This is a genomic window from Nocardioides nitrophenolicus, from assembly GCF_016907515.1.
GTDB classification, from domain to species: Bacteria; Actinomycetota; Actinomycetes; order Propionibacteriales; family Nocardioidaceae; genus Nocardioides; species Nocardioides nitrophenolicus.
The window spans coordinates 4,576,040-4,595,288 of record NZ_JAFBBY010000001.1 but is presented as its reverse complement, the minus strand read 5'-3'; the positions used below and the strand labels follow the sequence as shown (position 1 = coordinate 4,595,288).

Here is a 19,249-nt window from a genome sequence, read left to right as displayed (position 1 = left end):
GGGCCTTCCCGCTGCAGACGGCGGGCGGGCCCAGAGGGTTCTGTGCCACTGACCCGCTGCTCTCCACGACAGCGTTGTGTCAGGACGCGCCATGACGGGTGCTCCGGCTCACCGCTCCCCGAGGGGCGGTCCACGGTTGCGGGTCAGCGCCGGGATTCGACCGGCTTCCCCCACCACGGGCGTGATCTCGATGTGTCCAGCGGAGTCTAACTCCGCGGATCCGGCTCCTCGTCATCGGGAAGAACCTGCAGGCCGAGGGAGCGGGCGGCGGCGCGCAGGCCGGCGTCGAAGGTGGCGACGGCGGCGCCCGACTGCTGGGCGGTCAGGAGGACACAGCAGTCGGGGATACTCAGCCGGGTCGTCAGGCGAAGGTGTGCGAGACGGGTCGCGGCATCGGCGGGGAAGGCGACCTCCGTGACTCCGATCGCTGACAAGCCCCGCATGAACTCCTCGACTCGTGCCTGCTTCGTCGGACCGACGAGAGCCTCCGCGAGATTCAACGTGCCGATGACCAGCGGTTTGTCGCCGCGACGAGCCATGAGTCCCTTGGCCGCGCGGTGATGGGCGTCGTTCGCGTCACCAACGGCGATCAGCACGCTCGCGTCGAGAGCGATCATTCCGGCCAACCCTCACGGATCTCCTCGAGGTATCCCGGCCAATAGACCCCGGTGAAGGAGCCGGCGAACTCCTCGAGCGCCTGCTGACGCTTGAGGGCGGCTTCGTCGAGCTCGACCTCGATCGTGTGGAAGCCGACGTCGACCAGGCGCGCGAGCAGCCGAGCGGGCCGGTCCCGGTCCTCCGGCCACCTTCGGGCAGCGGCCTCGATCGCAGCCGCGACCGCGGGGGTCTCGGTGATCGCGTGGCGGCGCAGCGTGGTGGGCATGCGCCAAGTGTAACACCGCGAGAACGGTGTCACACCTGGCGCACGACCCGCCTCAGGCGAGCTTCTCCAGGATCAGCTCGCGCACCCGCGCGGCGTCGGCCTGGCCGCGGGTGGCCTTCATGACCGCGCCGATGACGGCACCAGCGGCGGCGTGGTTGCCGCCCCGGATCTTCTCGGCGATGTCGGGCTGGGCGGCCAGCGCCTCGTCGATGGCGGCGAGCAGCGGGCCGTCGTCGGAGACCAGGGCCAGGCCGCGCTTCTCGATCACCTCGGCGGCGGTGCCCTCGCCGGCGATCAGGCCGTCGAAGACCTGGCGGGCGAGCTTGTCGTTGATCGTCTTGGCGTCGACCAGCGCCTGCACCTCGGCGACCTGCTTCGGCGTCACGCCGACCTCGGCCAGCTCGACGCCGGCGTCGTTGGCGCGGCGCAGCAGCTCGGCCACCCACCACTTGCGCGCCGACTGCGGAGCGGTGCCCTCGGCGACCGTGGCCTCGATCAGCGGCAGCGCGCCGGCGGCCCAGACGTCGCGCATCTCGAGGTCGGAGAAGCCGTACTCCTCCTGCAGCCGGGCCCGCTTCTGGGTCGGGTTCTCGGGCAGGGTGCCGCGCAGCTCCTCGACCCACTCGCGCGACGGGGCGACAGGCACCAGGTCGGGCTCGGGGAAGTAGCGGTAGTCCTCGGCGTCGGACTTCTCACGCCCCGAGGAGGTGGTGCCGGTGTCCTCGTGGAAGTGCCGCGTCTCCTGCAGCACGGCGCCCCCGGCGTCGAGGATCCCGGCGTGCCGCGACATCTCGAAGCGGACCGCGCGCTCGACCGAGCGCAGCGAGTTGACGTTCTTCGTCTCCGAGCGGGTGCCGAGCTTGTCGGCACCCTTCGGCGCCAGCGAGAGGTTCACGTCGGCGCGGATCGAGCCCTGGTCCATCCGGGCGTCGGAGACGCCGAGGGCGAGGATCAGGTCGCGGAGCTGACCGACGTACGCGCGGGCCACCGCGGGCGCCTTCTCGGCCGGCACCAGGATCGGGCGGGTGACGATCTCGATCAGCGGGATGCCGGCGCGGTTGTAGTCGACGAGGGAGTACTCCGCGCCGTGGATGCGCCCCGTGGCGCCGCCGACATGGGTGGACTTGCCGGTGTCCTCCTCCATGTGGGCGCGCTCGATCTCGACCCGGAAGGTCTCGCCCTCGACCTCGACGTCGAGCCAGCCGTCGAACGCGATCGGCTCGTCGTACTGGGAGGTCTGGAAGTTCTTCGGCATGTCCGGGTAGAAGTAGTTCTTCCGCGCGAACCGGCACCACTCGGCGATCGAGCAGTTGAGCGCCAGCCCGATCCGGATCGCCGACTCGACGGCCTTGCCGTTGACGACGGGCATCGCGCCGGGCAGGCCCAGGCAGGTCGGGCAGACCTGGGTGTTGGGCTCGCCGCCGAAGACGGTCGGGCAGCCGCAGAACATCTTGGTGTTGGTGTTGAGCTCGACGTGCACCTCGAGGCCGAGGGCGGGGTCGTACTTCGCGATCACCTCGTCGAACGGGACCAGGGTCTCCATCAGATCGCTCCGTTCTGCGCAAGGATCGGACCGCCCCAGCGGGAGGTCAGGGCCGCCTCGACGGCGGCGCCGACGCGGTAGAGCCGGTCGTCGGCGAGCGCCGGCGCCAGCACCTGGAAGCCGACCGGCAGGCCGTCCTCGTCGGCGAGTCCGGCGGGCACCGAGATGCCGGGTACGCCGGCCAGGTTGGCCGGGATGGTGGCGAGGTCCTGCAGGTACATCGCCAGCGGGTCGTCGAGCTTGTCGCCCAGCGGGAACGCGGTCGTCGGCGAGGTCGGCGAGACCAGGACGTCGACGTTCTCGAAGGCTGCGGCGAAGTCGCGCGAGATGAGGGTGCGGACCTTCTGCGCCTGGCCGTAGTAGGCGTCGTAGTAGCCGCTCGACAGCGCGTAGGTGCCGATCATGATCCGGCGCTTGACCTCGTCGCCGAAGCCGGCGTCACGGGTCGCCTTCATCACGGCCTCGGCGCTCGGGTCGCCCTCGGGTACGACGCGCAGGCCGTAGCGCATGGCGTCGAACTTGGCGAGGTTGGAGGAGCACTCCGCCGGCAGGATGAGGTAGTAGGTCGCCATCGCGTGCACGAAGGTCGGGCAGGACACCTCGGTGACCTCGGCGCCCAGCTCCTTCAGCAGGTCGACGGTCTCGGCGAAGCGCTGCATCACGCCGGCCTGCCAGCCGTCGCCGGCCAGCTCCTTGATGACGCCGACGCGCAGGCCGGAGAGGTCGCCGGTCGCACCCTGGCGGGCGGCGTCGTAGAGCGCGCCGACCGGCTCGCGGACCGACGTCGAGTCGAGCGGGTCGTGACCGCCGATCAGCTCGTGGAGCAGCGCCGAGTCGGCGACGGTCCGGGTGACCGGACCGACCTGGTCGAGGCTGTTGGCGAGCGCGACCAGGCCGTGGCGCGAGACCCCGCCGTAGGTCGGCTTCACGCCGACCGTGCCCGTGACCGCGCCGGGCTGGCGGATCGAGCCGCCGGTGTCGGTGCCGAGGGCCAGCGGGGCCTCGAAGGCCGCCACGGCGGCGGCCGAGCCACCGCCGGAGCCGCCCGGGATCCGGGTCTGGTCCCACGGGTTGCGGGTCGGGCCGTACGCCGAGTGCTCGGTCGAGGAGCCCATCGCGAACTCGTCCATGTTGGTCTTGCCGAGGATCGGCAGCCCGGCGGCCTTCACCTTGCGGACCACGGTGGCGTCGTACGGCGGCACCCAGCCCTCGAGGATCTTCGAGCCGCACGTCGTGGGCAGGCCCTGGGTGGCCAGCACGTCCTTGACGGCGATCGGGACGCCGTCGAGGTAGGCCAGCGTCTGGCCCGCGGCGCGGCGGGCGTCGGACTCGGCGGCCTGCGCGAGCGCGCCCTCGGCGTCGACGTGGAGGAAGGCGTGCACGCCGGACTCGGCGTCGCCGTCGACCGCGGCGATCCGGTCGAGGTGCGCCTGGGTGACCTCCACCGAGGTGACCTCGCCGGCACGGAGCGCCTCGGCCAGCTCGACCGCGGTCTTCTTGATCAGCTCGCTCACTGCTCGTCCCCCAGGATCCGCGGCACCCGGAAGCGCTGCTCCTCGGCCTCGGGCGCGCCGGAGAGCGCCTGCTCGGCGGTCAGGCCCGGGACCACGACGTCCTCGCGGAAGACGTTGGTGAGCGGGACCGGGTGGGAGGTCGGCGGCACGTCGTCGCCGGCCACACCGCTGATGGACGCGACCGCCTCGAGGATCACGTTGAGCTGGGGCGCCAGGTGGTCCAGCTCGGCGTCGTCGAGGTCGATCCGGGCGAGGTCGGCCAGGTGGGCCACCTCGTCGCGGGTGAGTTGAGACATGCCCCTGAGTCTAGGCGGGACAAGGGTCCCTAGAATCCGCCGGGTGCACGCCCCCGTCCTCGCTCCGCGCCACCTCCCTCAGCGCGTCGTGGTGGCCGGCACCCCGGGCGACCAGCTGACCGGCTTCCTGGAGCGGCTCGCGGCCACCCTCGACGTCCCCCTCGTCCCGCTCGCCGACCTCTCCGGACCGAGCGAGGTGGCTCGGCTGGCCGCCTTCGACGGCTGGGTGACCACCGCCGAGGATGCCTGGGCCCGGCCGCTGCTCCTCGAGCGCGCCGAGCTGCTGGTGCGGGCCGAGCTGGCCGCGGCGTCCTTCGCCGGGCGGGTACGCCGTACCCTGCGCCGGATCCGCTCCGAGGTCCGCGAGCCCGACCACGGCTGGGTCGACGGCGCGTCCCTGGTCCACCCGCGCCTGGCCGTGGTCCGGCTGCCCGACCCGGCCGCCGCGGAGGCCTGGCTGCGCTCGCTCGAGGGGTAGGAGATCGTGACCGACGTACCCGCCGACTTCCTGAACAGCATGGGCACCGGCCCCTCGCCCTTCGGGGATCTCACGCCGTCGGCCCGACAGCGCCGGGCCATCTCCTTCGACACCGCTGACGCGTGCACCAACCTGCTGGTCAAGGCCGCCACGGCGCTACGGAACGGGGACGAGGTGGCGGCGCAACGTTTCGTACACCGTGCGGCCAGCAAGCCCTTCGACCGGCGAGAGGGTGCGTGGCCGGCCCTCTACGCGGCGCACATGATGATCTTCAACCTGGTGGTCGACGCGCTCGAGGGGTCTGCGCAGGATGACGACAGCTGGCTGGATGTCTGCCTCGCGGTCCTCGAGCGTACCGAGGGCACGGCACGCGACGAGATGAGAAGGGTGCTGGCGATCGTCGGCTCCGACTGCGAGCTGACCCGGCGCGAGCACGACCGCCTGACGTCGGCGCTCGGCACCGCGCCGCTCGTCCACTGGGACGAGGACGCGCAGCTGGACGAGGAGCAGGTGGCCCGGCTCGCCGCCTCCATCGTCGGCCTCTGCCTCGCATTCATCGATGAGGCTGAGGCGGCGGGGCTCGCTCTGCCGATGTAACACGCTGTCCACCCGGCTACCCGCCAGGTGTCAGCGGCAGGTACGGCGTGTCGCCGACGCTACGCGCTGACAAGTGGCGACCAGTGACGCGGACAACGTGTTACAGCCGGCGGCCAGCCGCCCCCGTCAGGCCAGGTGCCGGCGCAGGAACCGCTCGGTGCGCTCCATCGACAGCGCCCACCGCGGCCCGAAGGCGTGCTCCTCGCCGGGATAGGTCCGCAGCGTGACCTCGACCCCCGCCCGTGCCAGCCACCGAGCCGTCGCCCGGCTCCACCGGATCGGGCAGGAGTCGTCGGAGGTGCCGTGATGGATGAGCACCGGCTCGGTGATGTCGTCGAAGTAGGTCCGGGCGCTGATCCCCTGCCAGAACGCCGGCTGCGCCGCGGGCTCGCCGTACTCACGCAGGATCCGGCGCGCCAGGCTCCCCCGGCTCGGGTCGGGCCGGATCCACCGCTCGAAGTTGTCGACCGCGTCGGAGCTGACCGGCGCGAAGACCACCGCCGCGTCGACCAGTCCGGGCCGCGCGACGAGGGCGTTGTAGACGACCCCGCCGCCCATCGACCTGCCCACGAGAGCGATCCGGCCGTCGTCGACGGGTCCGTCCCACGCCCGCAGCGCGAGCACCGCGTTGATCACGTCCTCGGTGTAGCCCAGTCGCATGTCGAGCCCGCCGCTCGGGTCGGGATCGGACTCGGCGTGCCCGCGGTAGTCGACGTGCAGCGCGACATACCCGTGGTCGCCGAACCACGAGCGCTCCCGGGTCATCCCCTGCCCGTTCACGTAGACCGCCGGATCGATGTAGCCATGCGCGAGCACCACCGTCGGGAACGGCCCGGGCCCCTCCGGCACGGCCAGCCGGCCGGACACGGTGAGCTTACCGCTGCGCCAGGTGACGGCGTACTGACGATGGCGGGGCGTCCGCGCGACCTCCTCGCCCAGCCGCAGGCCGCGGCCGTCGAAGTCCTTCTGGGCGAGCGCGGGCAGCGACACCGGGTGGGGTACGGCGGCCGGCGGCTGCGACGACGGTGCGACCGTCCCGGTCGGGCGGCTCGTGGGCGGGTCCGGCCGCTCGGCGCCACTGCATGCCCCGACGAGCAGCGCGAGCAGCGCGACGGGGACGGCGCGACCGAGCAGCCTCACCCGGCCAGTGTGCCAGCCAACCCTTTCGGGACCCCGCCGCATCTAGCAGGGTGACGACGAGAGGATGTCGATGCCGCGAGCACTGAGCGACGACGAGTTCGCCGAGCTGATGCACGGGTGCTGGGCCGGGCTGTACCGGACCGCGTACCTGCTGGTCGGCGACCATGCCGAGGCCGAGGACCTCGTCCAGACCGCGCTGGCGAAGACCTATGCGAACTGGCACCGGGTGCGGAGCCTGGAGTCCGCCGCCGGCTACGCCCGGACCACGCTGGTCAACACGGCGGCGTCGTGGTTCCGCAAGAAGGGCTGGCGCAACGAGCGGCCGACCGATCGGGTGCCCGACGCCCCGGTCCCGAGGTCGATCGGAGCACCCGCCCGGACCTGATGGCCGCGCTCGCCCAGCTGCCGCCGGGCCAGCGGGCGGTCGTGGTGCTCCGGTTCTACGAGGACCAGAGCATCGCCCAGGTCGCCCACGCCCTCGGCGTCACCGAGGGCACCGTCAAGAGCCAGACCTCGCAGGCACTCGCCAAGCTGCGCACCAGCCTCGGCGACGCCGTGATCCCCCAAGGAGCCGACCGTGACTGAACGCCTCGCCGCCCTGCTGCACGAGGAGGCCGAGACCGTTGCCGTGCCGCCGCTGCCCGCCACCGCCGTCGTACGACGGGGGCGCGGCCTGCGCGTCCGGCGCCGGGTCCGGCTCGGCGGGACCGTCCTCGGGGTCGCCGCCGTCGTCGCCGTGACCGTCGCCGGCACCCGGCTCGACGGCGATCAGCGGCCGTCGGGGCGCGACCTCGCGGCCGCCGTACCGGCCACGGACGCCGACTGGGCGGTCGCGCAGGGCTCGACCGTCCACGTCGGCACCGGCGCCACCGCGGACCTGCCCGGCCAGGTCAAGGCGCTCTACTACACCTCCGCCGGCATGCTCGCGCGGATCGGGACGTCGTCCGCCACCGATGCCCCCGACTCGGCGTACTGGCTCGTCGACTCCGACGGATCGTCCTCCGACTTCGACCTGCACCTCGGCGACCGGGTGCCCGGCACCGACCCGACGCTGCCCTATCTCGCCTACGCCACCGCCGGCGACGACGCCGCGCACTGGACGGTCGTGCTGCGCGACGTCCGCACCGGCGAGGTCGCCGCCCGGATCCCGATCGAGGGCGCGTTCACCTGGGGCGGCTGGGTGGCTCCTCCGGTCGCGCTGTCCGGCGACCACGTGTACGTCGGCGTGGACGGCACCCTGCTCGACGTGCGCTGGCGCACCGGCGAGGTGCGCACCACGACGATCCCGACCCACCTGCCGGAGACGGCGGGCGGGCGCGACATCGTGTTCCGCCAGGCGGACAAGGTCGTCGACATCATCGAGACAGCGACCGGAGCGGTCGTCCGGTCCCTGCCCTACGACCCGGAGCACTCCGACGACCCGTGGCCCCGGTTCTCGCCCGACGGCTCGCACGTGCTGCTGCCGCCCACGGGAGTCTGCTCCGCCGACACCGGCCAGTGCCGGTACGACGACCCCGAGACCGTCGTGATCGACCTCGCGACCGGCTCCCGCACCACCTTCGAGCTGGCGTACGGCGGCTACGGCTGGACCGCGACGGGCCGGCTGCTCCTGGTCGACGGCACCACGGTGCGGTCCTGCGACCCCGACACCCGCGCCTGCACGACGACGCCGGTGACCCTCACCGACGACACCGGGCTCAAGGTCAGCGGGAACTCCTACGAGTCCTGATCGTCCCCGGCTTCGTCGGCTTCGTCGGCGGCCGGCGGTCCCTGCGCCAGCAGCCTCTTGAACCCGTCCTCGTCGAGGATCGGGACGCCGAGCTGCTCGGCCTTGTCGGCCTTCGAGCCGGCGTTCTCGCCGATGACCACGAAGTCGGTCTTCTTCGAGACCGAGCCGGCGGCCTTGCCGCCGCGGGACAGGATCGCCTCCTTGGCGGAGTCGCGGGAGAAGTCCTGCAGGGAGCCGGTGACCACGACGGTCAGGCCCTCGAGGGTGCGTGCGACGGACTCGTCGCGCTCGTCGGCCATGGACACCCCGGCGGCGGTCCACTTCTCGACGATCGCGACATGCCACGGCACCTCGAACCACTCGATGACCGCGCGGGCGATCGTGGGGCCGACGCCCTCGGCGGCCGCGAGCTCCTCCTCCGTCGCCGTCCGGATGGCCGCCATCGAGCCGAACTCCTGGGCGAGCGCGCGCGACGCGCTCGGACCGGTGTGGCGGATGGAGAGGGCGACGATCACCCGCCACAGGGGGACGTCCTTGCGGGCGTCGAGGTTGGCGAGCAGCTTGGCACCGTTGGCGGTGAGCTGGGGGCCGTCCTCGTCCTTCTTCGGCGCCCGGGTGAACAGCTCGGTGGCGCGCAGCTGGTCGGCGGTGAGGTCGAAGACGTCGCCCTCGTTGGTGATCACGCCCGCGTCGAGCAGCGCGACCGCGGCCTCGTAGCCCAGGCCCTCGATGTCGAAGGCGCTGCGGCCGGCGACGAAGAACACCCGCTCGCGGACCTGGCCCGGGCACTTCTCGTGGTTGGGGCAGCGCCGGTCCTTGTCGCCCTCCTTCTGCTCCACCAGCTCGGTGCCGCAGGCCGGGCAGGTCGTCGGCGGGACCCACGGCGCCAGTCCCTCGGGCCGCAGCGGCAGCACCGGACCGACGATCTCGGGGATCACGTCGCCGGCCTTGCGCAGGATCACGGTGTCGCCGGGCCGCACGTCCTTGCGCTCGACCTCGTGGAAGTTGTGGAGCGTGGCGTTCTCGACCGTGGAGCCGGCGACCTTGGTCGGCTCCATGATCCCGTAGGGCGTCACCCGGCCCGTGCGGCCGACGTTGACCGCGATGTCGAGGAGCTTGGTGTTGACCTCCTCGGGCGGGTACTTGTAGGCGATCGCCCAGCGCGGCGCGCGGCTCGTGGAGCCCAGCCGGCGTTGCAGGGCGACCTCGTCGACCTTCACCACGACCCCGTCGATCTCGTAGGGGACGATGGTGTGGCGGTTCGCGCCGGCGTTCGCGACGTACTGCTCGACGTCGGCGAGGGTCGGCAGCACCCGGACCTGCTCGGAGACCGGCAGCCCCCAGGCGGCCAGCGCGTCGTAGGCCTGCGACTGGGTCCGGGGCTCGAAGCCCTCGCGGGCGCCGATGCCGTGGCAGACCATCCCGAGCGCACGGGACGCGGTGACCCGGGGGTCCTTCTGGCGCAGCGAGCCGGCGGCGGCGTTGCGCGGGTTGGCGAAGGCGGGCTTGCCGGCCTCGGTCATCGCGACGTTGAGCGCCTCGAAGGCCGCGACCGGGAGGAAGACCTCGCCCCGCACCTCGACCAGCGCCGGCACCGGGAACTCGTCGGTGCCGGTGAGCCGGTGGGGCACGGCGGCGATGGTCTTCACGTTGGGCGTGACGTCCTCGCCCGTGCGCCCGTCGCCGCGGGTCAGCGCCCGGACCAGGCGGCCGTCCTCGTAGAGCAGGTTGATCGCCAGGCCGTCGACCTTGAGCTCGCACAGCAGCGCCGGCGCCTCGACGCCGTCGCGCCCGAGCCGGGCGTACCAGGCGCCGAGATCCTCGAAGGAGAAGGCGTTGTCGAGGCTCTCCATCCGCTGCAGGTGGTCGACGGCCGTGAAGTCGGTGGCCACCGCCCCACCGACCTTCTGGGTCGGCGAGTCGGGGGTGCGCAGTTCGGCGTACGCCTCCTCGAGCTCCTCGAGCCGGCGCATGCGCTGGTCGAAGTCGGCGTCGGAGAGGGTCGGCTGGTCGAGCACGTAGTAGCGCCAGCGCGCCTCCTCGACCTCGTCGACGAGCCGGGCGTGCTCGTCACGGGCCTCGGGCGGGACGGCGGGGAGCTCGGCGGCGTCGGTCATGACCCGCATTCTCCACCGCGGTGCCGACAGCGGGCGGCGCCGGCGCACGGAGCGTGGCGCGCGTCACCAATTCAGGGTCTTGCCATCAGACGAAACGAAACCGTACCGTTTCATCTATGGTCCCCCGTCGCAGCCGCCGTGAGGCGCCGACCCGACCCCGTGTGGAGGGCGACCGGGAGCAGGAGATCCTCGACGCGACGCTGGCCGTGCTGGTCGACGTCGGGTACGACCGCCTCACCATGGACGCGGTCGCCACGAAGGCCAAGGCGTCGAAGGCCACGCTCTACCGCAAGTGGGACGGCAAGGCCGCGCTCGTCATCGACGCGCTCATGTCCCAGAAGACACCGTTGGAGCTGCCCCGAGACACGGGCAGCCTGCGCGGAGACCTGCTCAGCGTGTTCTGCGCGCCGGGTGGGCTCACCGACGAGCACCAGACCGCCATCCTCGGGAGCGTGGTCACCGCGATCGGACGCGACGCCGAGTTCGCCGCCGCGTTCCGGGAGCGGTTCATCGCCCCCAAGGTGGCCATCGCCCAGCAGATCTACGAGCGGGCCCACCAGCGGGGCGAGCTCCGCGACGGCCTCGACCTCGAGATCCTCTCCGCCGCCCTGCCCGGGATCGTGCTCCACCGCATGTTCCTCATCGGCGACCAGCCGACTCCCGACCTGATCGCCCGCGTCGTCGACCAGGTCATCCTCCCGGCCGCCACCCGCGGCTGACCGTTCTCACACAACTCCTCACATCCAAGGAAGCACTGTGGCCGAAATGACCGCCTCCGACCTGCCCGAGAAGGAGCAGGCCGCCCCCGGCTCGAAGCATCTGGGCTGGGCGCTCGTCCTCATCTGCGTGGCGCAGCTGATGGTGGTGCTCGACAGCACCATCGCCAACATCGCCCTGCCCTACATCGGCACCGACCTCAAGATCGACGCCTCCAACCTGTCGTGGGTCGTCACCGGCTACGCGCTCGCCTTCGGCGGCCTGCTGCTGCTCGGCGGCCGCCTCGGTGACCTCTACGGTCGCCGCCGGGTCTTCATGATCGGCGTCGCGCTGTTCGCCGTCGCCTCCGCCCTCGGCGGCATCGCCCAGAACGAGGCCATGCTGCTCGGCTCGCGGGGCCTCCAGGGCCTCGGCGCCGCGCTCGCCTCGCCGACCGCGCTGGCCCTGATCACCACGACCTTCCCGGCCGGCCCGGCCCGCAACCGGGCGTTCTCCGTCTTCGCCATGATGTCCGGCGTCGGCGCCGCGATCGGCCTGATCCTCGGTGGCTGGCTGACCGACCTCGACCCGAACTGGGGCTGGCGGCTGACCTTCCTGATCAACGTCCCGATCGGCCTCGGCGCGGCGTTCTTCGCCCCGCGGCTGCTGCCCGACACCGACCACCACGCCGGCACCCTCGACCTGCCCGGCGCCGTGCTCGGCACCGGCGGCCTGCTCGCGCTGGTCTACGGCATCACCCGCACCAGCAACGTCGACCCCGACACGATCTCCGCGGTCAACCCGAACGGCACCAGCTACGGCTGGGGCGACCCGCTCGCACTGACCGCCATCGCCCTCGGCGTCGTCGCGCTGATCGCGTTCGTCTTCGCCGAGACCCGGGTGAAGAGCCCGCTCATGCCGCTGTCGATCTTCGCCAGCCGCACCCGCGCGGTGGCCTTCGTGTCGATGATGATCACGCCGGCCGCGATGTTCGCGATGTTCTTCTTCCTCTCGCTCTACGTCCAGAACATCATGGGCTACTCGCCGCTCAAGGCCGGCTTCGCGTTCCTGCCGTTCTGCGTCGGCATGGTGTTCGGAGCGACCCTGTCGTCCAAGCTGATCGCCAAGATGGACCCGCGCTTCCTCTCCGGCACCGGCACCCTGATCGCCGGGTTCGCGCTGTTCATGTTCTCCCGCCTCGAGTTCGGCTCGGTGAACTACTGGACCGACATCGCGCCGTACATCGTTCTCATGTCACTCGGCATGGGCCTGACCTTCGTCCCGATGACGCTGGTCGCCGTCCACGGCGTGCGCACCCAGGACGCCGGCATCGGCTCGGGTGTCCTCAACACCATGCAGCAGGTCGGCGGCGCGCTCGGTCTGGCCACCCTCTCGGCCGTGGCCGCGCACTTCACCACCTCGAAGCTGGGTGAGCTGATGACGGCCAACCCGACCAGCCAGCTCAACGGCCCGATGGCCTTCGCCGACGGCGCCACCCACGCCTTCCTGGTCGGCGCGTTCATGATGTGGGCCGCCTCGCTGATCGTGTGGCTGCTGCTGAACGTCAAGCACACCGAGCTCGCGGGCGACGTACCCGAGGGGGTCCACGTCGGCTGACCCCGGCCTCCCCCGCCGACCCGGCGCAAAAGTGCCACTTTTGCGCCGGGTCGGTGCTTTTTTCGAGCCACTTCACGCCGGGTCGGCGCATTTCCGGAGCCAGTTCGCGCCGGGTCGGCGGAATCACCAGGCCGGGACGCCGGCGGCGAACTCCTTGGTCGTGGTCAGCGTGAACGCGGCGAAGCCGTCCGCCAGGGCCAGATAGTCGGCCGCGGCCGCACCACCGGAACGCCGACCGACCGGCCCGTCGATGCCGTCGGCGCGGACGGTGACCAGTACGACGGCGTCGGGGGTCCGGCGGATGGCGATCGCGACGCCCGGCTGCCAGCCCCGTACGACGTCGCGCCGGGTCTCGCAGTGCCAGTCCGCACCGCAGGTCGGCACCGTCGGGCTGTCCTTCGGCACCAGCACCACGCTCGTCGTGTGGTCGCGCGCGGCCAGCTCGGCGCCGACCGCGCCGTCGCCGTACGCGCCGGTGTCGGCGGGGCGCTGGTCCGCGACCTCGCGCACCCCGTCCTCGACCATCCACTGCGCGACGATCTCGGGCGTGGTCGGGACCGGGTCACCGGCCGTGTCGTCCTCCGGCCACTTCGGCAGGTCGGCCTCGACCATCGCCCGGGTGGTGGTCGCGGAGAGGCGGTCGTCGGTGAGCAGCCGCACCAGGTCGCCCTCGACGCTGAGCGGCAGCTCCTGCTCCCGCGGGTCGCCGGTGAGCTGCTCGCCGGCGTAGGTGACGCTGCGCTCCTCCCCCGCGACGCGGAAGGTCAGGGTGAGGATGCCGGGATCCTCCTCGGGCTGCTCCTCCTGCCAGGACAGGTGGAACCGGCCGCCGTGGTCCTCCCAGTCGGCGCACTCGTAGTACTCCCTGCACTCCTCTGCCTGCCCCTCCGGCCGCACCCCGACGTGGAGATAGTGGGAGTCGCCCTCCTCCCCCGGCGGCCGGAAGCGGATCTCGACGCCCAGCGGGTCCGGCGTGTCGTAGGAGGGGTTCACCTCGAAGGACGTGACGCGCAGGTCGAGGACGTCGACGGCCACGGCCGCGATCGCCTTCTTGGTCGCGGGCGCCGGGCCGCCGTCGGGACCGCCGTCGGGACCGTCGTCGGAGCCGGAGAGCCAGCGGCCGAGCGCGGTGACGGCCACGAGCACGCCGAGCACGACGAGTGCGGCGGCCAGGCTCTTGAGCAGGAAGCCCCGAGTGCTGATCACCCGATCAGCCTGACAGAGCGCTCGCAACCCGTCGGGCCAGCTCGAGCGCGCGGCGGGCGTCGGCGGCGGAGCTGCCGGCGAGTCCGCAGGTGGGCGTGACCACCAGGCCGGCGCCGGCCCGCTCCGGGTCGAGGCCCAGCAGGTCCAGCCAGCGCAGCCCCCGCTCCACGAGCGCCTTGTCGCCGGGCAGCGGTCCGGTCGTCGGCACCACGCCGAGTCCGATGGTGTCGCCCGCCTCCAGCGCCTCGGCCGCGGCGTCGTGACCGTCGGCGTCGAGCTGGTCGAGGTCGACCAGCACGCCCCGCGCGCCGGCGCCGCGGAGCAGCGCGATCGGCGCGTCGGCCGCGCAGCAGTGCACCCACGGCGTCGCACCCGCGTCGGCGGCCGCGGCGAGCACCCAGCCCAGTGCCTCGCTCGCCTCGGGCGGATGGACGGCGCGGTGCTTGCCGAACCCCGACGCCGTCGGTACGCCGGCCGCCAGCACCGCGGGCAGCGCCGGTTCGTCGAGCTGGAGCACCAGCTCGGCGGCGTCCGGCAGCCGGCGGCGGACGTCGGCCAGGTGGTCGCCCACCGCGACGGCGAGCGCCTGGGCGAGCTCGCGGCGGGCACCGTGGTCGGCGAGCAGCTTGTCGCCCCGCGGGCGCTCGACGGTGGCGGCGAGGGTCCACGGACCGGCGACCTGCACCTTGACCGGCCCGGCGTGCCCGGCGGCCCGCTCCTCCAGCGCGTCGAGGTCCTGGGCGAGCAGGCTGCGCGCGCGGCGCTGGTCGAGCGCCGGCGCGCCGGAGGTGCCGGTGAGCCGCCAGCCCTCGGGCTGCAGGTCGGCGTCGAGCTCGGTGACCAGGCCCAGGGTGCGGCCGGTCAGCGCGGCTCCGGCGCCGCGGCCGGGCACCTCGGGCACGAAGGCCAGCCCGTGCTCGTCGGAGGCGAGCTCGCCGAGCACCACGGACAGCGCCTCGTCGTAGTCGCGCTGGGTGTCGCCCGGGAAGGAGCCGACGCCGGTGCCCCTCACGCCGCCGCTCACGCCGCCACCCGCCGGGTGCGGGTGATCGCGGCGGAGCCGACGACCCGGGTGCCGTCGTAGACGACGACGGCCTGGCCGGGCGCGATCCCCTCGGCGTGCTCGAGCAGGTCGACGTCCAGCGTGTCGGCGCCGACACGGACGACCGCGCGGTGCTCGGCGCCGTGGGCGCGCAGCTGGACCGTCACCCCGGGGCCGTCGAGGACGCTGCCGGCGTCGAGCGGACGGCCGCACCAGCGCACCCGGTCGCCCTCGACCCGGTCGACCGCGAGCCGCTCGCGCGGCCCGACGGTCACCGTGCCCGAGACCGGCTCGATGTCGAGGACGTAGCGCGGCCGGCCGTCGGCGGCGGGATGCCCGAGCCGCAGCCCCTTGCGCTGCCCGATCGTGAACCCGTAGGTCCCGGTGTGCTCGCCGAGCACCGCCCCGGTGACGTCGTCGACGATCTCGCCGCCGTGGTTGGGCGCGCGGTCGCCGAGCTTCTCGCGCAGCCAGCCGGTGCTGTCGCCGTCGGCGACGAAGCAGATGTCGTGGCTGTCGGGCTTGTCGGCGACCAGCAGCCCACGCGCGGCCGCCTCGGCCCGCACCTGCGGCTTGGGCGTGTCGCCGAGCGGGAAGAGCGAGTGCCGCAGCTGCTGCTCGTCGAGCACCCCGAGCACATAGGACTGGTCCTTGGCCCCGTCGACCGCCCGGTGCAGCTCGACGTCGCCACCGGCCGACGTCCGGACCGTCGCGTAGTGCCCGGTCGCGACGGAGTCGAAGCCCAGCGCGAGCGCCCGGTCGAGGACCGCGGCGAACTTGATCCGCTCGTTGCAGCGCAGGCAGGGGTTGGGCGTCTGCCCGGCCGCGTAGGTGTCCATGAAGTCCTCGACCACGTCGGCGTGGAAGCGGTCGGAGAGGTCCCAGACGTAGAACGGGATGCCGATCACGTCGGCCGCGCGGCGGGCGTCGTTGGCGTCCTCGATGGTGCAGCAGCCGCGGGCACCGGTGCGGTACGACTTCGGGTTGCGCGAGAGGGCCAGGTGGATGCCGGTGACCTCGTGGCCGGCCTCGGCGGCGCGCGCGGCGGCCACCGCGGAGTCCACTCCGCCCGACATGGCGGCGACGACCTTCATCGGCTGCTCACCTCCGGACGTCAGGCACGAGCCGCGCGGGCCCGCTCGACGCAGGCGGCGATCGCCTCGCCGACCGCCTCGACGTCGGCGGACGTGCTGGTGTGGCCCAGGCTGAACCGCAGGGAGCTGCGGGCGCCGTCGCTCGTGCGGCCCATCGCCAGCAGCACGTGGGAGGGCTGGGGCACGCCGGCCGAGCAGGCCGATCCGGTCGAGCACTCGATGCCGCGGGCGTCGAGCAGCATCAGCAGCGAGTCGCCCTCGCAGCCCGGGAAGCTGAGGTGGGCGTTGCCGGGCAGTCGGTCGACCGGGTCGCCGTTGAGCACGGCGTCCGGCACCGCCCGTCGTACGGCGGCGACCAGGTCGTCGCGCAGAGCCGTGAGCCGGGCGGCGTGCTCGCTCTGCTGCTTGACCGCGAGCTCGACCGCGGCGGCGAAGCCCGCGATCGCCGGGACGTCGAGGGTGCCGCTGCGCACGTCGCGCTCCTGCCCGCCGCCGTGGACGAGCGCGGCCAGCTCGACCTCCCGGCGTACGACGAGCGCGCCGACGCCCTGGGGCCCGCCGACCTTGTGTCCGGACAGCGAGAGCGCGTCGACGCCGGAGGCCGCGAAGTCGACGGGGGTCGCGCCGACCGCCTGGACGGCGTCGGTGTGGACGGGGATGCCGTGGGGGTGCGCGAGGGCGACGACGTCGCCGATCGGCTGGAGGGTGCCGACCTCGTTGTTGGCCCACATCACCGTGACCAGCGCGATCGACGCGGGGTCACGCTCGATCGCCGCTCGCAGCGCGGCGACGTCGAGCCGGCCCAGCTCGTCGACGGGCAGCAGCTCGACCTCGGCGCCTTCGTGCTCCTCGAGCCACGCCAGCGCGTCGAGCACGGCGTGGTGCTCGACGGCGGTCGCGAGGATCCGCACCCGGCGGGGGTCGGCGTCGCGGCGCGACCAGTACAGCCCCTTGACGGCGAGGTTGTCGGCCTCGGTGCCGCCGGAGGTGAACACCACCTCGCCGGGACGGCAGCCCAGGGCCTGCGCCACGGTCTCGCGCGACTCCTCGACGACCCGACGGGCCCGGCGGCCGGACGCGTGCAGCGAGCTGGCGTTGCCGACCTCGCGCAGGTGGGCGGTCATCGCCTCCACCGCGACGTCGGTCATCGGCGTCGTCGCGGCGTGGTCGAGGTAGACCGTGCGGGCGTCGTTCATGGCGCCTCCAAGATTAGCCTCCGGTCGTGGCGGGCCAGCTCACGGTCACCTTCCGTTCACGCCGGCTCCCTAGCCTCCAGCCATGCTGCAGGACGTCCGTGCCTACATCGACCGCCTCGGCGTCGAGGGCCACACCATCGGCGACGACCACGACGACGACCCGGTGCTCATCGACCCGGTCGGCCGGGCGGTCGACACCTGGCGGGAGAACTACCCCTACGACGAGCGGCTCCAGCGCGAGGAGTACGACGAGCAGAAGTACCTGCTCCAGGTCGAGCTGCTCAAGTTCCAGGCGTGGGCCCAGGCCCGTGGCTCCAAGCACGTGCTGGTCTTCGAGGGCCGCGACGCCGCCGGCAAGGGCGGCACCATCAAGAGGTTCATGGAGCACCTCAACCCCCGCCACGCGCGCGTGGTCGCGCTGACCAAGCCGAGCGACCGCGAGGCCGGGCAGTGGTACTTCCAGCGCTACGTCCAGCACCTCCCGACCGCCGGCGAGATGGCCCTGTTCGACCGCAGCTGGTACAACCGCGCCGTCGTCGAGCGGGTGATGGGCTTCTGCTCGCCCGACGAGTACGAGACCTTCATGCGGCAGGTGCCCTCCTTCGAGGCGATGCTCGTCGAGTCCGGCATCACGCTCACCAAGTACTGGTTCTCGGTGACCCGCTCGGAGCAGCGCACCCGCTTCATCATCCGCCAGGTCGACCCGGTCCGGCAGTGGAAGCTGTCCCCCATGGACCTGGAGTCCCTCGACCGGTGGGAGGCCTACACCGAGGCCAAGGAGGCGATGATCCGCCGCACCGACACCGACGTGGCGCCGTGGACGACGGTCAAGTCCAACGACAAGAAGCGGGCCCGGATCAACGCGATGCGGCACTTCCTGTCCCGGTTCGACTACGACGGCAGGGACGCCGGCATCGTGGGCGCTCCCGACCCGCTGATCGTCCGGCGCGGGATCGACGCGGTCGGCGACTGAGCGGCTCCGGCCGCTACCGTGGCCGGGTGAGCGAGGAGCTGGTGATCGCCGGGGCCGGCATCGCCGGGCTCGCCCTCGCGGCCGCGCTGCGGCACGCCGGCTCGGCGTGGTCGTGCCGGCTGCTCGACGAGCGACCGGCCCTCGGCAGCACCGGCGGCGCGATCACCCTCTGGCCGCAGGCCCTGGCCGCGCTGGACCGGATCGGCATCGGCGCCGCCGTGCGCGCCGCCGGCCACCCCGTCGGCCCCGGGACGGTCCGCACCCGCTCCGGCCGGGTGCTCCGCACGCTCGACCTGCCGCTGCTCGCCGTCCGCCGCGGGGTGCTCGTCGAGCTGCTGTACGCCGGCCTGGCGCCGGGCAGCGTGACCTTCGGGTGCGCGGTCACCGGCTACCAGCGAGCCGGGGCGGGCGTCCGGGTGCAGACGTCCACCAGGCCCCTCGACGCCGCGGCCCTGGTCGGCGCCGACGGCTTCCGGTCGCGGGTGGCGCGCACCCTGCAGCCCGGCCTGCGGGAGCGGTACGCCGGCTATCCCGCCTGGCGCGGCCTGACCACCGCCCCGGGACTGACCGCAGTGCAGCTGTGGGGTGAGCGTCAGGAGCTCGGGGTGGTGCCGCTGGGCGCGGACCTGGCCTACTGGTTCGCCACCGCCCGCGAGCCCGCCGGCGCCACCGGCCACGGCACCGCGCCGGACCAGCTCGCCCACCTGGCCCGGGCGTTCCGGGACTGGCCGGACCCGGTCGCCCGGGTGCTGGCCGCGACCGACCCGGCGACGGTCAGCCGGGTCGACGTCCTCGACCGCGAGCGGCTGCGCCGCTGGACCGACGGCCCGGTGGTGGTGCTGGGCGACGCCGCGCACCCGATGCGCCCCCACCTCGGCCAGGGCGGCGGTCAGGCGCTGGTCGACGCGGCACTGCTGGCCGGGCTGCTCGGCGTACCGGGGACGCCGGCAGGTCGGCCGGCAGCCGCCTTCGCGGCGTTCGAGCGGCACCGCCGCCGCCCCACCGAACGCGTGGTCCGGGCCTCCCGCGCGGCCAGCCTGCTCGTCGACGCACCGGCCGTCGTACACCGGCTCTCGGCGCTCGTGCCCGACCGATGGGTGCGGCGCGCGCTGCGAGGGTGACCAGGGC

20 protein-coding genes and 1 riboswitch are annotated in these 19,249 nt (G+C 73.2%); of the genes, 9 read left to right on the top strand and 11 right to left on the bottom strand.

Going from position 1 to position 19,249, the window contains the following annotated elements:
- Nucleotides 1–76: 76 nt before the first annotated feature.
- Nucleotides 77–205, bottom strand: a riboswitch (cobalamin riboswitch).
- A gap of 1 nt (nucleotide 206) precedes the next feature.
- Genes JOD66_RS22105 through gatC form a run of 5 tightly spaced genes read right to left on the bottom strand, consistent with a single transcriptional unit; the run spans nucleotide 207 to nucleotide 4,236 of the window.
- Complete coding sequence (locus tag JOD66_RS22105) at nucleotides 207–617, bottom strand: type II toxin-antitoxin system VapC family toxin (RefSeq protein WP_204838977.1); 411 nt, start codon at nucleotides 615–617, stop codon at nucleotides 207–209.
- Nucleotides 614–883, bottom strand: coding sequence for a hypothetical protein (locus JOD66_RS22100; RefSeq protein ID WP_204838976.1), 270 nt, complete (start codon nucleotides 881–883; stop codon nucleotides 614–616). The genes JOD66_RS22105 and JOD66_RS22100 overlap by 4 nt, the downstream gene beginning before the upstream one ends.
- Before the next feature lie 52 nt (nucleotides 884–935).
- Nucleotides 936–2,429, bottom strand: a complete 1,494-nt coding sequence (gene gatB / locus JOD66_RS22095; protein WP_239546852.1) for an Asp-tRNA(Asn)/Glu-tRNA(Gln) amidotransferase subunit GatB — start codon at nucleotides 2,427–2,429, stop codon at nucleotides 936–938.
- Nucleotides 2,426–3,940: an Asp-tRNA(Asn)/Glu-tRNA(Gln) amidotransferase subunit GatA gene (gatA, locus tag JOD66_RS22090; protein WP_204838974.1), complete on the bottom strand. Its 1,515-nt coding sequence runs from the start codon at nucleotides 3,938–3,940 to the stop codon at nucleotides 2,426–2,428. The genes gatB and gatA overlap by 4 nt, the downstream gene beginning before the upstream one ends.
- Nucleotides 3,937–4,236 carry an Asp-tRNA(Asn)/Glu-tRNA(Gln) amidotransferase subunit GatC gene (gene gatC / locus JOD66_RS22085; RefSeq protein WP_204838973.1) on the bottom strand — a complete coding sequence of 100 codons (300 nt, stop codon included), beginning with the start codon at nucleotides 4,234–4,236 and terminating at the stop codon, nucleotides 3,937–3,939. Before gatC ends, gatA begins: the two co-directional genes overlap by 4 nt.
- 43 nt (nucleotides 4,237–4,279) lie before the next feature.
- Between gatC and JOD66_RS22080 the strand changes: the two genes are divergently transcribed.
- Nucleotides 4,280–4,714, top strand: a complete 435-nt coding sequence (locus JOD66_RS22080; protein ID WP_204838972.1) for a hypothetical protein — start codon at nucleotides 4,280–4,282, stop codon at nucleotides 4,712–4,714.
- 6 nt (nucleotides 4,715–4,720) lie between these two features.
- On the top strand, nucleotides 4,721–5,311 hold the full coding sequence (locus tag JOD66_RS22075) for a hypothetical protein (protein WP_204838971.1): 591 nt from the start codon (nucleotides 4,721–4,723) through the stop codon (nucleotides 5,309–5,311).
- A gap of 126 nt (nucleotides 5,312–5,437) precedes the next feature.
- On the opposite strand, the gene JOD66_RS22070 is transcribed toward JOD66_RS22075, so the two are convergent.
- Entirely contained in the window at nucleotides 5,438–6,451 is a 1,014-nt protein-coding gene (locus JOD66_RS22070) for an alpha/beta fold hydrolase (RefSeq protein ID WP_307823656.1), read from the bottom strand.
- A gap of 70 nt (nucleotides 6,452–6,521) precedes the next feature.
- On the opposite strand from JOD66_RS22070, the gene JOD66_RS28680 reads away from it, so the two are divergent.
- Genes JOD66_RS28680 through JOD66_RS22060 form a run of 3 tightly spaced genes read left to right on the top strand, consistent with a single transcriptional unit; the run spans nucleotide 6,522 to nucleotide 8,180 of the window.
- Nucleotides 6,522–6,836 (top strand): sigma factor, encoded by a 315-nt coding sequence (locus tag JOD66_RS28680; protein ID WP_239545387.1) that lies wholly within the window; start codon nucleotides 6,522–6,524, stop codon nucleotides 6,834–6,836.
- Nucleotides 6,836–7,036, top strand: a complete 201-nt coding sequence (locus tag JOD66_RS28675) for an RNA polymerase sigma factor (RefSeq protein WP_239545385.1) — start codon at nucleotides 6,836–6,838, stop codon at nucleotides 7,034–7,036. Before JOD66_RS28680 ends, JOD66_RS28675 begins: the two co-directional genes overlap by 1 nt.
- The gene (locus tag JOD66_RS22060; protein ID WP_204838969.1) at nucleotides 7,029–8,180 is read left to right on the top strand and encodes a YncE family protein; all 1,152 of its coding nucleotides are present in this window, start codon (nucleotides 7,029–7,031) and stop codon (nucleotides 8,178–8,180) included. The genes JOD66_RS28675 and JOD66_RS22060 overlap by 8 nt, the downstream gene beginning before the upstream one ends.
- Here JOD66_RS22060 and ligA read toward each other — a convergent pair.
- On the bottom strand, nucleotides 8,168–10,306 hold the full coding sequence (gene ligA / locus JOD66_RS22055) for an NAD-dependent DNA ligase LigA (protein WP_443678794.1): 2,139 nt from the start codon (nucleotides 10,304–10,306) through the stop codon (nucleotides 8,168–8,170). The two genes, JOD66_RS22060 and ligA, sit on opposite strands and share 13 nt — an antisense overlap.
- Nucleotides 10,307–10,413: 107 nt before the next feature.
- On the opposite strand from ligA, the gene JOD66_RS22050 reads away from it, so the two are divergent.
- Entirely contained in the window at nucleotides 10,414–11,016 is a 603-nt protein-coding gene (locus JOD66_RS22050; protein WP_204838967.1) for a TetR/AcrR family transcriptional regulator, read from the top strand.
- A gap of 46 nt (nucleotides 11,017–11,062) precedes the next feature.
- A complete protein-coding gene (locus tag JOD66_RS22045; RefSeq protein WP_204838966.1) occupies nucleotides 11,063–12,610 on the top strand; it encodes an MFS transporter in 1,548 nt (515 codons plus the stop codon).
- Between the two features lie 123 nt (nucleotides 12,611–12,733).
- On the opposite strand, the gene JOD66_RS22040 is transcribed toward JOD66_RS22045, so the two are convergent.
- From JOD66_RS22040 to JOD66_RS22025, 4 genes are read right to left on the bottom strand one after another with little or no spacing between them, the layout of a single operon-like run.
- A complete protein-coding gene (locus JOD66_RS22040) occupies nucleotides 12,734–13,816 on the bottom strand; it encodes a hypothetical protein (protein ID WP_204838965.1) in 1,083 nt (360 codons plus the stop codon).
- Between the two features lie 4 nt (nucleotides 13,817–13,820).
- Nucleotides 13,821–14,840 (bottom strand): uroporphyrinogen decarboxylase/cobalamine-independent methonine synthase family protein, encoded by a 1,020-nt coding sequence (locus tag JOD66_RS22035; RefSeq protein WP_307823655.1) that lies wholly within the window; start codon nucleotides 14,838–14,840, stop codon nucleotides 13,821–13,823.
- A complete protein-coding gene (mnmA, locus tag JOD66_RS22030) occupies nucleotides 14,837–15,952 on the bottom strand; it encodes a tRNA 2-thiouridine(34) synthase MnmA (protein WP_204838964.1) in 1,116 nt (371 codons plus the stop codon). The genes JOD66_RS22035 and mnmA overlap by 4 nt, the downstream gene beginning before the upstream one ends.
- 20 nt (nucleotides 15,953–15,972) lie before the next feature.
- Nucleotides 15,973–17,148 carry a cysteine desulfurase family protein gene (locus JOD66_RS22025; RefSeq protein ID WP_204838963.1) on the bottom strand — a complete coding sequence of 392 codons (1,176 nt, stop codon included), beginning with the start codon at nucleotides 17,146–17,148 and terminating at the stop codon, nucleotides 15,973–15,975.
- Nucleotides 17,149–17,230: 82 nt separating this feature from the next.
- Between JOD66_RS22025 and ppk2 the strand changes: the two genes are divergently transcribed.
- Entirely contained in the window at nucleotides 17,231–18,121 is an 891-nt protein-coding gene (ppk2, locus tag JOD66_RS22020; RefSeq protein ID WP_204838962.1) for a polyphosphate kinase 2, read from the top strand.
- Nucleotides 18,122–18,147: 26 nt separating this feature from the next.
- Nucleotides 18,148–19,242, top strand: coding sequence for an FAD-dependent monooxygenase (locus JOD66_RS22015; protein WP_204838961.1), 1,095 nt, complete (start codon nucleotides 18,148–18,150; stop codon nucleotides 19,240–19,242).
- The last annotated feature ends 7 nt before the right edge of the window (nucleotides 19,243–19,249 follow it).